General features: G+C 61.7%; 15 protein-coding genes and 1 pseudogene. 5 read left to right on the forward strand and 11 right to left on the reverse strand.

What is annotated here, in order from left to right; all coding sequences use genetic code 11:
- The first annotated feature begins 55 nt into the window (after nt 1-55).
- The 3 genes from QZ648_RS22315 to QZ648_RS22325 are packed head-to-tail and all read left to right on the forward strand — an operon-like array spanning nt 56 to nt 4090.
- Nucleotides 56-712, forward strand: a complete 657-nt coding sequence (locus QZ648_RS22315; RefSeq protein ID WP_291998343.1) for a hypothetical protein — start codon at nt 56-58, stop codon at nt 710-712.
- Nucleotides 709-2709: a DNA sulfur modification protein DndD gene (dndD, locus tag QZ648_RS22320; protein WP_291998344.1), complete on the forward strand. Its 2001-nt coding sequence runs from the start codon at nt 709-711 to the stop codon at nt 2707-2709. The genes QZ648_RS22315 and dndD overlap by 4 nt, the downstream gene beginning before the upstream one ends.
- On the forward strand, nt 2702-4090 hold the full coding sequence (locus tag QZ648_RS22325; protein WP_291998345.1) for a DndE family protein: 1389 nt from the start codon (nt 2702-2704) through the stop codon (nt 4088-4090). Before dndD ends, QZ648_RS22325 begins: the two co-directional genes overlap by 8 nt.
- A gap of 180 nt (nt 4091-4270) precedes the next feature.
- Here QZ648_RS22325 and QZ648_RS22330 read toward each other — a convergent pair.
- From QZ648_RS22330 to QZ648_RS22340, 3 genes and pseudogenes are all read right to left on the reverse strand, one after another.
- Nucleotides 4271-5433, reverse strand: a pseudogene (locus QZ648_RS22330) (IS3 family transposase); the annotation flags it as partial.
- Nucleotides 5434-5717: 284 nt separating this feature from the next.
- Nucleotides 5718-6851: a tyrosine-type recombinase/integrase gene (locus tag QZ648_RS22335; protein WP_291998346.1), complete on the reverse strand. Its 1134-nt coding sequence runs from the start codon at nt 6849-6851 to the stop codon at nt 5718-5720.
- Nucleotides 6852-7089: 238 nt separating this feature from the next.
- A complete protein-coding gene (locus tag QZ648_RS22340; protein WP_291998347.1) occupies nt 7090-7314 on the reverse strand; it encodes a hypothetical protein in 225 nt (74 codons plus the stop codon).
- 262 nt (nt 7315-7576) lie between these two features.
- On the opposite strand from QZ648_RS22340, the gene QZ648_RS22345 reads away from it, so the two are divergent.
- The gene (locus tag QZ648_RS22345; protein WP_291998348.1) at nt 7577-8269 is read left to right on the forward strand and encodes a 3'-5' exonuclease domain-containing protein 2; all 693 of its coding nucleotides are present in this window, start codon (nt 7577-7579) and stop codon (nt 8267-8269) included.
- 19 nt (nt 8270-8288) lie between these two features.
- Here the strand turns inward: QZ648_RS22345 and QZ648_RS22350 are convergent, their stop codons facing one another.
- The 5 genes from QZ648_RS22350 to QZ648_RS22370 form a co-directional block, all read right to left on the reverse strand.
- Nucleotides 8289-8879 carry a 1-acyl-sn-glycerol-3-phosphate acyltransferase gene (locus tag QZ648_RS22350; RefSeq protein ID WP_169064933.1) on the reverse strand — a complete coding sequence of 197 codons (591 nt, stop codon included), beginning with the start codon at nt 8877-8879 and terminating at the stop codon, nt 8289-8291.
- Nucleotides 8880-9050: 171 nt separating this feature from the next.
- Nucleotides 9051-9371: a multidrug efflux SMR transporter gene (locus QZ648_RS22355; RefSeq protein ID WP_169064934.1), complete on the reverse strand. Its 321-nt coding sequence runs from the start codon at nt 9369-9371 to the stop codon at nt 9051-9053.
- An 11-nt stretch (nt 9372-9382) separates the two neighbouring features.
- A complete protein-coding gene (locus tag QZ648_RS22360) occupies nt 9383-9706 on the reverse strand; it encodes a multidrug efflux SMR transporter (RefSeq protein ID WP_291998349.1) in 324 nt (107 codons plus the stop codon).
- A 13-nt stretch (nt 9707-9719) separates the two neighbouring features.
- Nucleotides 9720-11237: a DUF3482 domain-containing protein gene (locus QZ648_RS22365; protein WP_291998350.1), complete on the reverse strand. Its 1518-nt coding sequence runs from the start codon at nt 11235-11237 to the stop codon at nt 9720-9722.
- Nucleotides 11234-12694, reverse strand: a complete 1461-nt coding sequence (locus QZ648_RS22370) for a DUF2868 domain-containing protein (protein ID WP_291998351.1) — start codon at nt 12692-12694, stop codon at nt 11234-11236. The genes QZ648_RS22365 and QZ648_RS22370 overlap by 4 nt, the downstream gene beginning before the upstream one ends.
- Before the next feature lie 250 nt (nt 12695-12944).
- Between QZ648_RS22370 and QZ648_RS22375 the strand changes: the two genes are divergently transcribed.
- A complete protein-coding gene (locus QZ648_RS22375; RefSeq protein WP_291998352.1) occupies nt 12945-13346 on the forward strand; it encodes a hypothetical protein in 402 nt (133 codons plus the stop codon).
- A gap of 123 nt (nt 13347-13469) precedes the next feature.
- Here the strand turns inward: QZ648_RS22375 and QZ648_RS22380 are convergent, their stop codons facing one another.
- From QZ648_RS22380 to prmA, 3 genes are all read right to left on the reverse strand, one after another.
- Nucleotides 13470-14405 (reverse strand): carbohydrate kinase family protein, encoded by a 936-nt coding sequence (locus QZ648_RS22380; protein WP_169064939.1) that lies wholly within the window; start codon nt 14403-14405, stop codon nt 13470-13472.
- Between the two features lie 72 nt (nt 14406-14477).
- Nucleotides 14478-15656, reverse strand: coding sequence for a DUF3426 domain-containing protein (locus tag QZ648_RS22385; protein ID WP_291998353.1), 1179 nt, complete (start codon nt 15654-15656; stop codon nt 14478-14480).
- Nucleotides 15657-15659: 3 nt separating this feature from the next.
- Nucleotides 15660-16550 (reverse strand): 50S ribosomal protein L11 methyltransferase, encoded by an 891-nt coding sequence (gene prmA, locus QZ648_RS22390; protein WP_169064940.1) that lies wholly within the window; start codon nt 16548-16550, stop codon nt 15660-15662.
- Between the last annotated feature and the right edge of the window lie 7 nt (nt 16551-16557).

A 16557-nucleotide genomic window follows, 5' to 3' on the forward strand; every position in this document is an offset into this window, starting at 1 on the left:
TTGCCATGCGTCGAAATGGCTGCGCACGAGCAACTAGCGCATTCGGAGAGTCGCGATGAATGATGGCCCGGATGTAGCCAAGTACGTCAGGAATACTGCCCAGTTGATCGACCTATGCCTTCGGGTGGCGGAACTCATCGATAAAGAAACGCCCGAGTCTGTATCGACAACCGCTTTAGAAATGGATGCGCAACTGAGGGAAATCGCACGAGCGGTCGATCGCTTGGAGAAGGCAGGCATCCAGGTTCCCGACGTCTTTCGAGCCGAGAAAACAAGGCTTGCAGCTGCACTGGGCGTCCAAGATCAGGCAACTCAAGACTTGCTTCAACTGGCCGAGGGACTTGGCAGCGTTATTCGAGAAATAAGATCCCGTGTCGAGCGACGCCAGCCGCAGTCCTTGATCGCGAAGAACAAGATCGAGAAAACCGAACCAGATAGAACGTCACGAGCACAGCTGCGCCGAGAGATCATCAGTTCATTACGAGCACTCGGTGGGCGAGCCACTCGCACGGAGGTCGTACTCGCGATGGAAAAAAGCCTGTCTCAACAGTTTCTTCCTGGAGACCTACTTGTTCACGGGAACCGCGATGGGACGAAGCGCATCGCTTGGCAGGCCAGTGCAAGTAAGGAACGCATTAACATGATCAGGGACGGTCTGTTGTGTAGTGATTCTCCTGTGGGCGTATGGGAACTCACCGGGAATTCCTCATGAAATTTCGCAAGCTCACCATCGAGAACTACAAGTCCTTCCAGTTTCCGACCGAGATCGTCTTTCCAACAGGCGAAGACGGCCGCAGCATCTTTCTGATTGGCGGCATGAACGGCGCTGGCAAGACCTCGATCATGGAATCGGTCACCTACTGCCTCTATGGTGGCAAGACCGATGAGATTTTTCGCAACGTCAACCGGCGCGAGAAAGCCAAGGGCAATGCCAACGTGGCCTTCGAGATCGTCATTGAAATGGATGACAGCTCGGAGTTGGTCGTCAAGCGCTCGTGGACGGCCGGCGTCGTAAGCGAGCCCAAGCCGCGCGATCTGACCGAACGCTTGGTGGTGGTGCGTGATGGCAAGCGGGTGTCGGTGCAGAACCAGGAGATCTGGCAGAACTACATCCGGGCAGCGATTCCGCCGGGAATCACGCAATTCTTCTTCTTCGATGGCGAGAAGATTCAGGAGATTGCGGCAGACGATCATTCGGAAGTACGCCTGAAATCTTCGCTTGAGGCGGCCTTGGGTATTCAGTACATCAACCGCCTGGCGAACGACATCGTCTACATCAAGCAGGAGGAACGCAGAGGCTTTGTCGAAATTTCGGACGAAGACCTGGAATTCAAGCAGAGCGAATTAAAACGCGAGAAGAGCAAACTTGCCCGCAAGAATCAGGAACGTGATGGCTTGCGTTCGGAGCTTGACGAATTCAAAGGGCAGTTGGACGAGTCAAAGAAGCGCTTTGAGGCGACGTTCCATGCGGCCCCAGAGTCGCGGGAAGCGATGCGAGAACAAGAGAAGAAGCGTCTATCGACGGCCAACCGACTCGCGCAGGTTGAAAGCGAGATTCGCGGCTTATGTGAGAAGGCGCTACCGTTCAGCATTGCTGGGAAGATGTTCGACGGCGTGCGACGGCAGATTGAAGCAGAACGAGAATCGGCCAGCAGTGAAGCCATCAAGGAGAACGCCGCCGTCCTAGCGAAGCGCATCGTTCGCGCAGTGGAAGAGCCTGAGCCGATCTACGCCGAGAAGCTGTCTGGCGAGCGCATGGCCGAACTGGAGCGACGCATCTTCCGACTACTTAAGGAGGGCGACCCAAGGTCGGACGTAGTCAAGGTGCTGGACCTGTCGGAGCGCGACGCAGCGCGCATGTTGAACCGAATGGAGTCTCTGGAGGGAAGCGACGTGTTTCTCCTGAAGCCTCTTCTGGACGAGGCGCACGGGCTGGAGGCGCTGAAGCGGCAGTTCGAAGGCATCGGCCAAGGGGGAGCTCTAACAGCGACGGAACGCGACCTCTTCGACGAGTTGCAGGGCGCGATGGAAAGCTGCTCTACACAGATCGGACGCAAGACGGAACAGCTTCGCTTGGTCGAGGAGGACATCTTGACGCTCGGCAAGCGAATCGGCCACATCGAAGTGGAAATAGAAAAGCTCTACGACAAGCATCACGTATCGAAAGAGAAAGCCGAGTTCATCGAAGAATGCGACGCAATTGCCAGTGTGCTCAATCAATTCGTTGTGCGCCTGCGCAAGAACAAGGTGCATTTGCTTCAGGAAAAGACCTTCGAAATGTATCGGCTGTTATCCAGTCGTAGTGGCCTGATCAAGGACATCACCATCGACGACAAGACCTACGAGGTTCGAATCACTGACCGTAACGGCCACGAAATCCGGAAGTCCGCCTTGTCGGCGGGTGAAAAGGAAGTGTTTGCGGTCTCGCTGTTGTGGGGGTTGGCACAAACCAGCGAACTCAAGCTGCCGATCATTATCGACACCCCTCTATCGCGCCTCGACAGCACGCACCGTGACAATATCGTGAACAACTATTTCCCCAACGCAGGTGAGCAGGTGATCATTCTCTCGACTGACACGGAAATAGATACCAACTACTACCGATCATTGAAGCCGCGACTGAGCGGTGCCGGCTGTCTTGAGTTCGACCAGAGACAGGAGCTGACAGTCTTTCGCGAGGGTTACTTCTGGGAGAACAGCCATGGCTGACCGACTCTACACGTCGAGCGAGGCCGATGAGGTCTTGAGCGCCCTGCGTTTCGAAACCAAGCTGGAAAAGGCAACCTTGGCGCGGATCGCCTTCACACTGTCTTTGGTGCAAGACGGCGCGGCGGTCACCCAGAGCCAAAGTTTCACCGGCGGCGAAATGAAGCGGCCGACCTTCGTGGGCGAAGACGAGGTGTTTCTGCGCACGTTGCTTGCACACACCTACGGCAGGCGAGACTTCAACGAGGAGGAATTCTTCTCCAATCGATCGATCGTCAAGAATCACATAGACAGTGGCTCGGCCTTGCTGGCAAAGATGTTCAATGAGACGGGCAACAGCGGTGATGCGCTGATTCGCCGACTGGTGGACGAGGTGGAATTCGCCGGCCGACGCGAGCAACTCGGCAGCGGCCTCGATATCTTCATCGGGCGAACGCTGTTGCAGCGGAACGAACTGGTCATGGAATTGAACAATACGGCCAAGCACGCCAACTCGCACCTGGCCATCATGGGGAAGCCCGGCGTCGGCAAAACACAGTTCCTGCTGAAGATATTGACCGACATCCGTATCCAGTCGAATTTTCAGACCAATTTCATCTATTTCGACTACAAGGGCGACGTCGTTGACAACGCGCGCTTCCTGGAACTGGCCCGGGTGCAGCCATTTCGCCTGCTACAAGGCGGGCAAAGTCTGCCGATCAACCCTTTCATCTTGCCCGACTACGACGAGCAGACCATCAACGTTTCAGCCCGGGAAAAAGCCGAGAGCTTTGCTTCGATCAACAGCAAACTTGGCGTCGTGCAGAAGGGCGCACTGACGGAGGCGATTCGCGCTGCCTATGCCAAGCGAGCAGGTTCGGCCACGCCCTACCCGGATTTTCCCGACATTCTGGAAGTTGCGCTGGCCGCGTACGACGACGACGGCAAGAAGGACGACAGCCTCATCGAGGTCCTACGAGACCTGTCCGACTTCGATCTATTCTGGCGCCATGGCCACGAGGCCGCGCCCATGGAGCGAGTGTCGAACCGCACGATGTTGATCGACGTGCACGCGATGCCTGTACTGAAGGAGCTGGTAGGCTACCTCGTCATCGAGCGGCTGTACAAGGAAATGACCACGCTACCCGATAGCCCGGTGATGGAGGGTCGTCGAACGATCCGAACCATTTTGGTCATCGATGAGGCTCACAACTACCTCGGCCAGAAGAACATGTTCCTGCAGCGAATTATCCGCGAGGGACGTTCGAAGGGCGTGGTGGTCTTCTTCGCCAGCCAGTCGCCCAACGACTACCAGCAGAAATTCTTCAACTTCCAGGAGTTGCTGGAGTTCGCCTACATCTTCCAGTGCGACGGCGTTGCGCCCGGATCGGTTCAGGACATCTAAAGTGGTCCCCTGAGTCAAGACAAATATCGATTCATTTTAAGTTGTGCATTTGACTTCGCTAGCAGCTGGACGGCGCTGCCCCGGTGTTGCCTTTGACTCTGCTTTTGATGCTGTCGTTGACTTTGCTTCTGCGGGTGGGGAATCGCCTGTGGAGCGTAGCGGAACAGGCGATTCCCCACCCGCGCGGCCAAACTTGTCGAGGATCAACGCTCCGCCACCTATGCCATTGCGATAGACGACCGCGGGTGCCGTGTTGCCCAGCGACTGGTGCGGACGCTCGCCGTTATAGAAGGCAAAGTACTCGGCGAGGCCGACCATCAATTCGCCCATGGTGGCATATCCCTTCAGGTACACGTCCTCGTACTTGACGCTGCGCCAGAGCCGTTCGACGAAGATGTTGTCGAACACGCGCCCCCGCCCATCCATGCTGATGACCACGCCTTCCCGCTTCAGCACTCCCGTGAAGGCTTCACTGGTGAACTGCGCGCCCTGATCGCTGTTGAAGATTTCTGGCGTGCCGTGGCTACGCAGGGCCTCCTCCAGGCAGTCGACACAGAACACCGCTTCCATGCTGTTGCTGATCCGCCAGCTGAGCACCTTGCGGCTGTACCAGTCGATCACTGCGACCAGGTAGGCGAAGCCGTGCGCCAGCCGGATGTAGGTAATGTCCGTGCTCCACACCTGATTGGGTCTGACCACAGCAACGCCACGCAGTAGATACGGATAGACCGGGTGCTCAGGGCGCGGACGGCTAGTGTTCGGCCCCGGCGCCATGCCCGACAGCCCCATCAGTCGCATCAGGCGTCGTACCCGCTTGCGATTGACCGTGTGCCCCGCTTGCGCAAGAAAAATCACCATCCGGCGGGTGCCGTAAAACGGGTGCCGCGTGTACTCCTCGTCGATCAGCCGACTGTGGACGAGATCGCTGGCATCGACCACCGGCGGCCGGCGCTGCGCATAGACCGTGGCTCGGCATAACCCTGCCAGAGCGCATTGCTGCACCACGGCGACGGGCTCGCCTGGGTCGATCCACCCATGCCGTATCACGGCAGGCTGATCCCAGACTTTTTTTTGAGCCAGTCGAGTTCCATCTTCAACTTGCCGATCTCGCTGTACAACAGCTCTGGCTCACGGTGCGCCGCCGCTGGCTTGGGGCCGCGCTTACCTTCAAACAGCGTCTTGGCATTCTCCTGGATGGCCTTCTTCCATTGCCCAACCTGGACAGGATGCACGCCGTACTCCCGCCCAATCTCGTTGATCGTCTTGACCCCACGTACAGCTTCCAGACCAACCTTGGCCTTGAACTCCGGCGTATGTACCTTCCGCGTCGCTACTTCACTCATCGCTTCTTGCTCCCTATGACCGAGCACAGCTTAAACCACTGTCTGATTTCCAGGGACCACTATAATCCTTGGTTGCAGCGCCAGGACGGCAAGAGACCTGCAAACCGAGATAGCGCGCCTGGAACCATGGCAGGTCATTTCACGCAGTCAGGAGAAGACCGAGGAGTTCGTGAAGTTCACGGCCGAGGCGTTCTACAAGAGCTACTCGTGACAGGCACGCCGCCTCGCCAAGTCGATGCTCGACGCCTCTGGCGGCCACAGGTCAACTGCGTCTGGACGGCACGTCAAAACATTCGGACCGAATCCAGCTTATCTCGGACCTTGTCGTGGCGCAGATGGCCGTAATTCGACTCGATCATCTGCACACTCGTGCCCGTGATCTTGGCGACCACGAAGGAATCCATGCCGCCCATGATCATTTCGGATATGGCCGTGTGACGTAGGGAGTAGAGAACAACGTCGCTCGGTAGATCGGCCGCGAGTGCGGCTTCCTTGAATGGCTTCTTCCAGGAATCCTTGGTCCATCGACCGCCTGCTGAAGGGGCCAACATCGGCGCATTTCCAATACGGTCTTTAGCCAATTCCGACAGAAACGCTGCGGCTGCAGTGGAAACGGCAACGGTTCGTTCGCCCGTCTTGCCACGGAAGGTGACGGCGTCGAATTTGCGGTCAAAATCGGAGGCGTTCAGCGTCGCTAGTTCCCCGGGACGAGCACCGGTCAGAAGCATGGCCTTGACCAACTGGCGAAGATCGTCGCCGCACTTGCTCAGCAGGGCGAGGCGCGCCTCCATGCTCAAGAAAGCATTTTTTCGGCGAGCACCGACTTTTTCAAACGCCTTCACCGTCTTCCAGCCTGAATCGGTGGCCACCAGACGATCGCTCAACGCCCTGTTCAGCGCCGCCTTCAGGCTGGCAAGATTCCTGTTCGCCGAGTCTTTCGCCCGCCTCAAGTCTTCATCGTCATCATCGTCTGCTTGCCGTATCTGAGCGGCAAGCCAACGTCGAATGTCGGTCGCCTTCAGCCTGTCAAGAGGTATCTTGCCGAAGGTGCTGCCATACACCAGCCGGCGAAAACGCCCCTCGACATCCTTGGCGGTGTTGCGACGCTGATCCATGAGCAAAGCTTCTTCGTAGGACTTGCAGGCAGCCTCCACAGTCGTCGCCCTGGGGTTTGCCCCTTGCTGATTCTGCGCAATCCAGAGGCGGGCAGCTTTGGCGGCGTGGTCGTACTCCTCGAAGTGACCCAGCGCACGGTAATGCTGTTTTCCGTCCTCATCTCGCCAACGCCCAATCCACGTGCCATCCCCGCTATCCAGCTTGCGAAAACCAACGTAGCCACCGGCCATGAGGCGTGCCCAATAGGGCTCGCGCTTGGCCTGCAGCTTGGCCCGATCTGTCTTCGATACGATTGCATTCATGGTGGCGCTTTCCGTACGTAAACTGTACGGAAATTCTACGCTGGACTTTGTCGGACTGCAATGGATAAGGCGGCTCAACAAATCAATCATTTACCAACCGTACGGGACCGTACTGGATCGTCTTTCCCGCCCTCCGAAGGCAGGGGTCGGACGTTCGAATCGTCTCGGGCGTGCCAAGAGAACAAGCAAATGGGCGCCTCATTGGGTGCCCATTCGATTTTTACGACGGTTCTCCCCATCACGGCGTAAAACTCCGCTGATCAGGTTGCCCCATGCAGCCGTTTCCGGCCGCGCTGTTCCTCTTTTCCTTGATGTTCGCTACCTTGGCGTTCCCTTCGTCCATGCCGACGGCGTTCTGCGTGGGCTTGAGATCAGTGAGCTTGAGACGCTCCAGCGTACCTTGCGGGCTCTGTGCGGTGATTCTTGGGAGAAATCCGCATACCCCGTCATTCTTCTTGGCCATTGATCACTCCTGCTGTGGTGGACGTCGTTGGTCGTTTGGGTAGGCTGCGTGCTGCCCGTTTCGGACTGCTCCCGGCGCTTGTGGAGACGGGGATGGCTGCGGATCTTTTCGCCGGGGTTGGAGCTCTCGGGATGTTATGCCGATAGAGACCGGAGATTCACCCCTCCACCAAGCAGCGCTTTCGACGATAATCCGTGCCTTGATGCTTGCGCTTTTCGCGCAGGCGTAAGCAGGTAACGAGCTAGTTCTCTCCAGCGAAGTGATGCAGCAAATGACAGATGCGACGGGTCCGCAGCGGCCGACCAGAGAAGAAATTGCGCAGCTCCCGCCTTTTGCCGGCCTGACCCTTGATCGTATTCATCTGCTCAAGACGCCAGCGCAGTTCGAGGCCGCGCGAGGCGCGATACTGGGTGCCGGTTTTATTGGCTTCGATACCGAGAGCAAGCCGACCTTCGCCAAGGGTGAACCGGCCAGCGGGCCGCACGTCGTCCAGTTCGCGCTGCGCGAGCAGGCTTTCATCGTTCGCGTTGACGGCGAAGCGGCGTGTGAATTCATCAAGAGCATCGTCGAATCAGAGGCGGTCGTGAAGATCGGCTTCGGGCTCAAGTCGGATCGGGCGGTGCTGCTGAGCAAGCTTGGTGCCCGCATTCGAGCCATGGTCGATCTGGCCGACGCCTTGCGCAGGAAGGGAATTCGCCAGACGCTTGGCGCGAAAGCGGCGGTGGCCATGGTCCTCGGACAGCGCCTGCAGAAATCGCGTTCGGTCACGACGTCCAACTGGGCGCGTCAGACTCTGTTGCCAAACCAGTTGCTTTACGCGGCGAATGACGCCTACGCGGCTTTGGCGGTGTTTTACGCTCTCGACCTGCACCTTGCGCCGGTTCCCGCGGCTGAAACTCTAGAGCCCGCCGAGGCCGCCACGCCTGTCGAGTCAGTTCCGCCGCCTGCGGCTTGACGCACGGTGCGCCGTGGCATCAGTCGGCGTGGTACTGGCTGGCGTTCTTGCCTTTGAACGGTGCATAGAAAGCCTTGATGGCGGCGATGTCGGCCTCGACGTCGCCGGTCGGCACGAAGATTTCTCCGAGGCCACTGACCTTCCTCTCGTAGTCCATGTAGGCCAGGACGATCGGTACCTGTGCAGTGACGGCGATGTGGTAGAAGCCGGTCTTCCATTCCCGCGTCTTGCTGCGCGTTCCCTCGGGCGGGACTATCAGTTGCACCGGGCCATCGGCAGCGCCGATCGCCGCCGCCGAGGCAGCGACCAGATTGTTGGTCGTCTCGCGCGCCACGGGGATGCCGCCGAGCCAGCTCATCAGACCGCGAAATGGTGGTCGAAAAATCTGCGCCTTGCCCATCCAGTAGATATTGAGCCGCAGAGCGAAGGCGACCATCAGCGTGTAGGGCAGGTCCCAGTTGCTGGTATGCGGTGCGGCGATCAGCACGCTCTTGCTGGCGGAAGCCGGCAAACTGCCCTCGATTTTCCAGCCCGTGATCTTCAGGAAGCTCACCGAGAAGGCGCGCAGCAGGGTGTTGACGATCGGGGTGGTGAAGATTGTGCGGTGCATGGGTCTGCCTGTTGGTTACGGCGCAAAGCAGCTTGTCGGAGGGCAGACCAGCGCGTTGAAAACACCTGCTGCATTATCGCCTGTCGGGGCGCTGCATGCGTGCAATAAATCCGTTCGCCGTGATCGCGAAAGCGGGCGTCCGCCTGATTGCGTGCGCGCGCCTGCGCCGCGCTAGGCGACCAGCTTCAGACCAAGAATGCCGGCGACGATCAGTCCGATGCAGAAGAAACGAGCCAGCGTTGCAGCGTCCTTGAACACCACGATGCCGAGCGCGAAGGTGCCGACAGCGCCGATGCCGGTCCACACGGCGTAGGCGGTGCCCATCGGGATGCTCAGCTGCGCGTAGAGCAGCAGTGCGCCGCTGGTGGCCATGCAGACGCCAGCGAAGGCGATCCATCCCCGGTGCGTGCCGCGCTCGCTCTGCCCGAGTTTGAGCCCCAGCGGCCAGCCGCACTCGAAAATGCCGGCGGCGAGCAGTGCGATCCAGTCCATGGTCTGTGCGCCTATTTCGAAGCGAGCTTGAGGCCGACGATGCCGGCGACAATCAGGCCAACGCAGAAAAAGCGCTCGACTGTTGCCGCCTCGCCCAAAAGGAGGATGCCGAGGAAAAAAGTGCCGACGGCGCCGATGCCTGTCCATACGGCGTAGGCGGTGCCCATCGGAATCCGCCGTTGCGCGATGAGCAGCAAGGCGCCACTGGCGGCCATGCTCACCGCCGCGAAGGCCAGCCAGCCCCACAGGGCGCCGCTCTCCGACCAGCCGAGCTTCAGCCCGACCGGCCAGCCCCATTCGAAAACACCGGCGACCAGCAGGGCGATCCATTCCATGTTCGTTCCTCCGTCAGCCCGGCTGGCCGGGGTAAAGCTCGGCGAGCAGCTGGCGGGTGAGCTCGGTGAGCAGCGGCCTGGCCGCCGTGGCGACGGTGCTCGTGTCCGGGCCGCCTGGAGCGACGCCACCGCTGGCGGCACCATTTACGCGCCTGCCCTCGCGGCCCGACCAGGTGGCGACCAGGGCTGCCTTGGCAGTGGTGACGGCCCGGCTCACCAGTGGCGGCCAGAACGCCGGGTACTCGGTCTCTCGCCACTGGCCGCGTCCGCGGCCGTAATGGGCGACGGCCAGGTAGCGCAATAGCGAGCTGACGACCAGTTCGCAGAGGAAGCTGTCGTCCCAGCGCAGGGTCGTGCCGCGTCGGCCGCGCGCCATATTCACGCCGCGTGCTATCCCGGCGCCGCCGAGAGCGCCGACGACGGCGCCGGTAATCACGCCCGCGCCGAGTGTCAGCCCGGCGTGCGCGATGTCGACCCCGAGACCGGTCAGCGCACCGGACACCGCGCCGCTCATCAGCGCCGCCTTGCGTTCGTTCACCGGCGCTTCGACACTCACCGTCAGCGCGATGCGCCGCAGCAGTTCGTCGCTGGCGTGGCCTTCGAGTTCGTGAATGGCGATCAAGCGGTCGAGGCCGGCCTGCAGATCGGCGTCGATCCGCGCACCAAGCGCCTGCACGGCGTGTGCTTTGTCGTCCTTGGCGGCGGCGTCGCCGGCATGGGCATCGCGGCCGACACCCAGTGCTCGCTTGAGGTCGCGCAGCGTTCCCGTGAGGCGCGTTTCCGGCAGTGTCTCGAGATCCAGAGCGGCGCGCGCCAGTGTTTCGGCCAACACCGCCATCGCGGCTTCGAACTGCCGCTCGCGGTGCAGCTGCCAGGCACCGACCAGGCGTGTGTAGGCCTCCCCACGTTGGGCCGGCAGGATCTTGCCGACTTCCTGCAGCAGGGTGATCTCCTGCACCCAGCAGCGCGCAAAAGCGTCCAGCGGCAGCACCGAGCGGACGACTTGATAGTTGGCCAGCAGCTTGCGCCAGCGCTCGTGTTCGACCGCTTCCTCGGCGGCTGGCCGCGAGCGACCGGTCTGGTTGAGGAGGACGATGACCGGTTTGCCGATCCACTCGAGAACCGCCAGCTCGGGTTCCAGGTAACCGGCGTCGGTCGGCTCTTCCGAGGCATTGACCAGATAGAGGACGACGTCGGCCTGGTCGCGGACATTGCTCACCGCCTGCTGCGTGAACCACATCGAGCGATCACGAAAACGATCCCAGACTTGCCCGACGAACCAGCCGATGGGGTTGCCTTGCTGGCGCAGTCGCTTCGCGAGGCGGGCGCTGTCGCCAAATCCGGGCGTATCCCAGAGCGTTAGTTCGTCGCCCGCGGGCGTGCTGATCAGCGAGTAGGCGTTGACGTCGATGGTGACGTGCGCCGCGTCGCGTACTTCGCCTACGTCGTAGCCGAGCAGCGTCCGTGCCAGGGTCGTCTTGCCGGCATTGGTATGCGATATCAGCGATAGAGAAATACGACCTTCGCTCATGCAGAGCCCTCCAGACGGCGTTCGATGTCGTCCTGCGCGGCGCTCAGGTCGGGCTGCGCGAGATCAAGAAAAACCGGGATGAGGCCGAGCTCGGCGAGATCAGTGAGCTCGGCTCGCCAGGCCGCACGGCGCTGTTCGAGGCGTCGTGGATCTGGGTCGAAGCGGGCGTGCCACGGCGCCTCATCAACGAGCACCAGGACTGGCCCGGCACCCGCCAGGGTGCGCACGGCGCGAATGAAGGCGCCCTGGGTTTCGCGCTCCGGGGTGGCGACCAGGCTGAACAGCGCGACGCGCGGACCGCGACTGTCGGTTTGGCTGGCGGCGGCGAGCGCTTCTTCTTCGCCATAGCTCACCGGCGTCGCCCAGTCGAGTTGTGCATTGTCCCCGAAGACTCGCCCGAGTAGGCGTCGCAGTCCGGTCATCGTGGCTGCAGCCGGATGATAGCTGTAGGGGATGACGCTCAGGTGAACCGGTCCGGCGTGGTAGCCGTGCAGCAGGCGCTGATAATAGGGGTTGGTAAAGTCGTCGAGCAGGCGGGCGCTGCGCCGCCGTTCGAGCAGTGCGCTGGCAGTGCCGAGCACGAGGCGCGGCACAATGACGACGATGAATAGCGTTGCAGCCAGCAGATGCAGCCACGGTGCGGCATTTTCGGTGGCCGGCAAGACGCCGAAGCGGATGGCGGCCAGTCCGTCGACGTCGGGGAGGACGCTGCCGGTGAACCACAGCCCGGGCGCCAGCAGCACGCTGAGCAGGCGGTGCACCGCTTCGGCGTCAAGAAAAGTGCTTTCCCAGCCGGCGCGATACTCGAAAGCGAGTCCACGCAGGTACAGTCCGCTGATGATGCCGGTGGCAAGCAGCGCAGCCGAGAAGTGCAACAGGCGCGCAACCCGTGCTGCGTACAGCGCTGCGGCGATCTGGCTCCAGTCGCTGAGCAGTTTCGGCAGCACCGCCGCCGGCATGGCCACGCCGCGTTGCCGTAGCCGGCGACCGCTGCCAAGCAAGCCGCCGACCACGAGGCGGCGCAGGGGGCCCGGCTCATTGCTTGCTTTGTTGCCGCGGCGCAAGCTGCTGACGAGAATCAACAGGTAGACCGCCAGATTCCAGGTCAGCAAGCCGAGCACCGGTGGCGCCAGCAGGTTGATGCTCTGGCCGGATCCGATGCGATCGATGAGCAGCCCAGCGGCAAACGACAGGATCATCAGCAGGGCGCCAATCCAGCTACGCCACAGCAGGCCGTCGACGATGCGAACGAAGCCGGGATCACGGGGCCGCAAACGATCGACCGCAAACCGGGCGCGGCAGGCGACGAAAACGGTAGGCGTGGCGCCTTCACCGACGGCTTCTGCAGCGGCCCGGGTGGACCACGAACGGTCTTCGTCAGTCCAGCTTTCCCGGTCCCCGTCGACGGTTTCGATAGCGCGAACCGCAGTGGTCAGCAGGGCGTCTCGTTCATTCATCGTCGGGCGAGATCAGCAAGAAAATACGCGAGGGAATGCGCGCCGCAATGAGCGGGAAATGGTGGGGGGCTATGCATACCGGGCAGAGTGTCTCTGGCCCCGGCAGCCCTGTCAACCGCTGCACACGGTCGTTTGTTGTGGCGCTCTGGTGCAAGCCATGGCGCGAGCTGCCTGCGGATTTTGTCGTTTGCCAGAAACCTGTCATGCTGTTTTCTGTCCCTTTCCATCTTCAATGATTCGAGGTTTCCGCGTGCCAGTGCAGCGCTCCGTCATTCTCAGCATCGCCATCCTGCCGATAGTCCTCGCCGGCTGCGTCTTCCCCTTCTTCCAGCAGCCGTCGTCGATCGTTCCCGTCGCGCAACCGGGTATCACCAGCGAGAACGGGCAGCTGCAGATTCCGCTTGGCAGCGGGGTGTACCTCTGTGAGCTCGGCCGCAGCGTCCTGGTGCGGCGCGATACACAAGACCCTCGCGTCATCGAGCTTGACTGGCAGGGCAAGCAGCGAACCTTGCGGCGCTACGATTCGAGCTCGGGCCTGCCGCGCTACGAGGACCGGCAGAATGGCCTGCTGTGGATCGATCTGCCCTGGAAGAGCGTCCTGATGGATGCCGGGACCGGCCGCCCTCTGGCCAACGAGTGCAAGCTGAATTAGCAGGGAAATTGCAGGCTTGCTGAGGCGCTTGCTCAGGCCGCTCCGGGCAGCGGTGCAGGAATTGCTGCCGGAATGCGTACTGGCGTCGGCCTCGAAACCAGAAGCCCCCTTACGGCCAAGCGCTTACCAGGGGCGGCTGCCAAAAGCGCTGGAAAAATGATCGGCGATGTCCTTGCGCGTCGGGCGATGGTTCTGCCCGCCGCGATGAGCGATCTTGATGGCGCCCATGACGGCAGCAAGCCGACCCGTTTTCTGCCAGTCCCAGCCGGCGACAATTCCGTACAGCAGCCCTGAGCGGTAGGCATCACCGCAGCCGGTGGGGTCGACGACGGTAGCGGCCTGAACACAGGGAATCTCATGGCAGACGCCCTTGCTGTAAATCCGCGAGCCTTCGCCACCAAGGGTGACGATAAGCGCTTCGACCTCGTCGGCGAGTCGTTCGATCGAGCGATTGCTGCGGTCGCAGAGCAGCTTCGCTTCGTAATCGTTGAAGCAGGCATAGGTGGCCAGGCGCATGAAGTTCATCAGCTCGTCACCGGAGAACATCGGCAGTCCCTGGCCGGGATCGAAAACGAAGGGGATACCGGCCGCTGCGAGGTCTTGCGCGTGCTGCAGCATGCCGTCGCGGCCGTCGGGAGCGACAATCGCGAGGGTCGCGGCAGCTACGTCGGCGACCTGATTGAGGTGCGAGTAGCTCATTGCGCCGGGGTGGAAGGCGGTGATCTGGTTGTCGTCGAGGTCGGTGGTGATGAATGCCTGGGCGGTGAAGCTGCCGGCAATCCGGCGCACGTGTGCCCGTGACAGGCCAAGATCGTCCAGGCGCAGCAGATACGAGTCGGCGTCGTCGCCGACGGTGGCCATGATCAGTGGTTCCCCACTCAGCAGCTTGAGGTTGTAGGCAATATTGCCGGCGCAGCCACCGAACTCGCGGCGCATTTCGGGAACCAGGAAAGCAACGTTCAGGATGTGAATCTGCTCGGGCAGGATGTGATTCTTGAAACGATCATGGAAAACCATGATGTTATCGAAGGCGATTGAGCCGCAAATGAGTGTCGACATGGATCTTCCGGGAAGCTGAGTCGAGATTAAGAAAAAAGACGCCTGCCGCGAGAATCGTGAATCAACAAATGCTCACGGATAAAAGAGGTAAAGCCGGTAGCCCGCCGCATTGACCTCATTGGCCTCCAGCCACAGTCGAACTTCGACGTCGGCGTTGGCGGCGAACGATTTCTCGGCGAACTGCACCGGCGTAAGGTACTCGTCGGCCGTGAAAACGCGCCGTACGATGGCCTTGTCGGCGTTGTCGGTGAGCGTCAGTTCGATCGCCGGGTAGGCTTGGGCGTAGCCGGCCCGGTTGCGCAGCGTCGCTTGTAGCGTCAGCAGCTTGTTTCGTCCCGGGTCGCTCTGCAGGTCAGAGGCTTCGATGCTCACCAGCTCGACGTTTCGCGGTAGCGGAATATCAGTGCCCAGAGCGGCGCTCAGAGCGGCCAGTACCGGCCGAGTGCTGGGGGCGGTGAGGGCGATGACGCCGCGGAAATGAAAAATCGCCTGGCCGACCAGGGTCAGGGTCAGGACGATGATGGCAATCACGAAGGGCGCGGCCAGCGCCTTGCCGGCGACCGGGGGGACGGGCTGACTTATCGCACCTTCCAGCCAGCGATCGTAAGCCGGCGCTTCCTTGTTCTGACTCGCGCGGAGGCCGTGCTCGGCGGCGCCGATTGGCGGGACTTCGGTGACTTCCGCGACCGTCGCCGCCCGCTCGGCGGTGATCGGTGGCGCATCGGCTGCCGGGCTGCTGGGCACCATCGCCGCAACAGGGTCGGGAATGGTGTGCTGCGCCGGGTGCTGAGCAGGGTGCGTTTGCTCGGCGCTGCGCTCGAGGGCTTGTGCAGCGAAGAAAGGCTCGGTGCGGCCCAGGGGCTCGTAGCTTGTCGGCGCGGAGGCGTATGCGGCGCCCGTTTCTGCGCCTTCTTCGCTCTCGTCAGCGTCCATCCCTTCGCGCAGCAGCATGGCGACGGCTGGGGTCGGCGGCGCCCCTTCCTCGCTGTTCGGCGGCCGCGGTGTCCGGGTGGAGAGAAAGTCCTGCGTTCGCGACGGGGTTTCCCTGTGGAGCAGTGTTTCTGATGCGAACGGAGTATCCGCCGGCGTCGGGAGCGGTGCACGGATGATTGCTTCGGCGTCGTCGAGCAGGCTGTCCAGAGCGTTGAAAACCCGTCGGCATTGCCCGCAACGGACTTTCCCGGCACGCGCTTTGAGTTGCTCAGAGGTGACGCGAAAAATCGTCTGGCAGTCCGGGCAGCAGGTTTTCATCGGCTAGTCCTTTATGCCGGCCAGGCACACCCAGCCATCGCGGGTGTCGGCGACGCGCAGCACCAGGTAGGGCGCATAAGCGGCGACCAGCTGCTCGGTCTGCTCGGCGAGGATTCCGGACAGAGCCAGGCGACCGCCGCGACGCACATGCCCGCAAATCGCGGGTGCCAGCACTTGCAGCGGATTGGCCAGGATATTGGCGACGACGATGTCGAATTGCCCCTGCAGTTCGTGTTCCGAGTCCTGGAAGCGCACCGCGACGCCATTGCGCTCGGCGTTGCTGACCGATGCCAGCACGGCCTGTGGGTCAATGTCCACCCCCAGCACGTCGTTGGCGCCGAGGCGGGCCGCGGCAATGGCCAGGATGCCGGAACCGCAGCCGTAGTCGAGGACCGAGCTTGCCGGCATAACGCAGCGTTCGAGCCACTCCAGGCACAGACGCGTGGTGGGGTGCGAACCGGTGCCGAAGGCCATTCCGGGATCGAGCACCAGAACAATGGCTTCCGGATCGGGTGCGTCGTGCCATGAGGGAACGATCCACAAACGCCCCGAGATGCGAATCGGTTCGAATTGCGCCTGCGTGACCTGCACCCAGTCCTGCTCGGCGACTTCTTCCTGGGAAAAAAACGCTGCCTCGTCGAGGCCGGCCCGCTCGGCGCAGATGCTGACCAGTCGCGCGCCATCGGTGTCCGGCTTGAGCAGGGCGATGACGCGCGAGCGCTTCCAGCCAGGGCGGGTGATCGATCCGGGCTCGCCGAATTGCGGCGTTTCGTCGGCGGTGCCGGCGTCGGCATCCTCGATGCTGACGGCCAGCGCCCCTTCTTCAAGGAGCGCGTCGGCCAGCGCCTCCGCGTGCAGGCAGTCGGTTTGGATACTGAGGGATAGCCAGGCCATCGATGAT

It is taken from the genome of Candidatus Accumulibacter sp. ACC012, assembly GCF_907163155.1.
In the GTDB taxonomy this organism is placed as follows: domain Bacteria; phylum Pseudomonadota; class Gammaproteobacteria; order Burkholderiales; family Rhodocyclaceae; genus Accumulibacter; species Accumulibacter delftensis.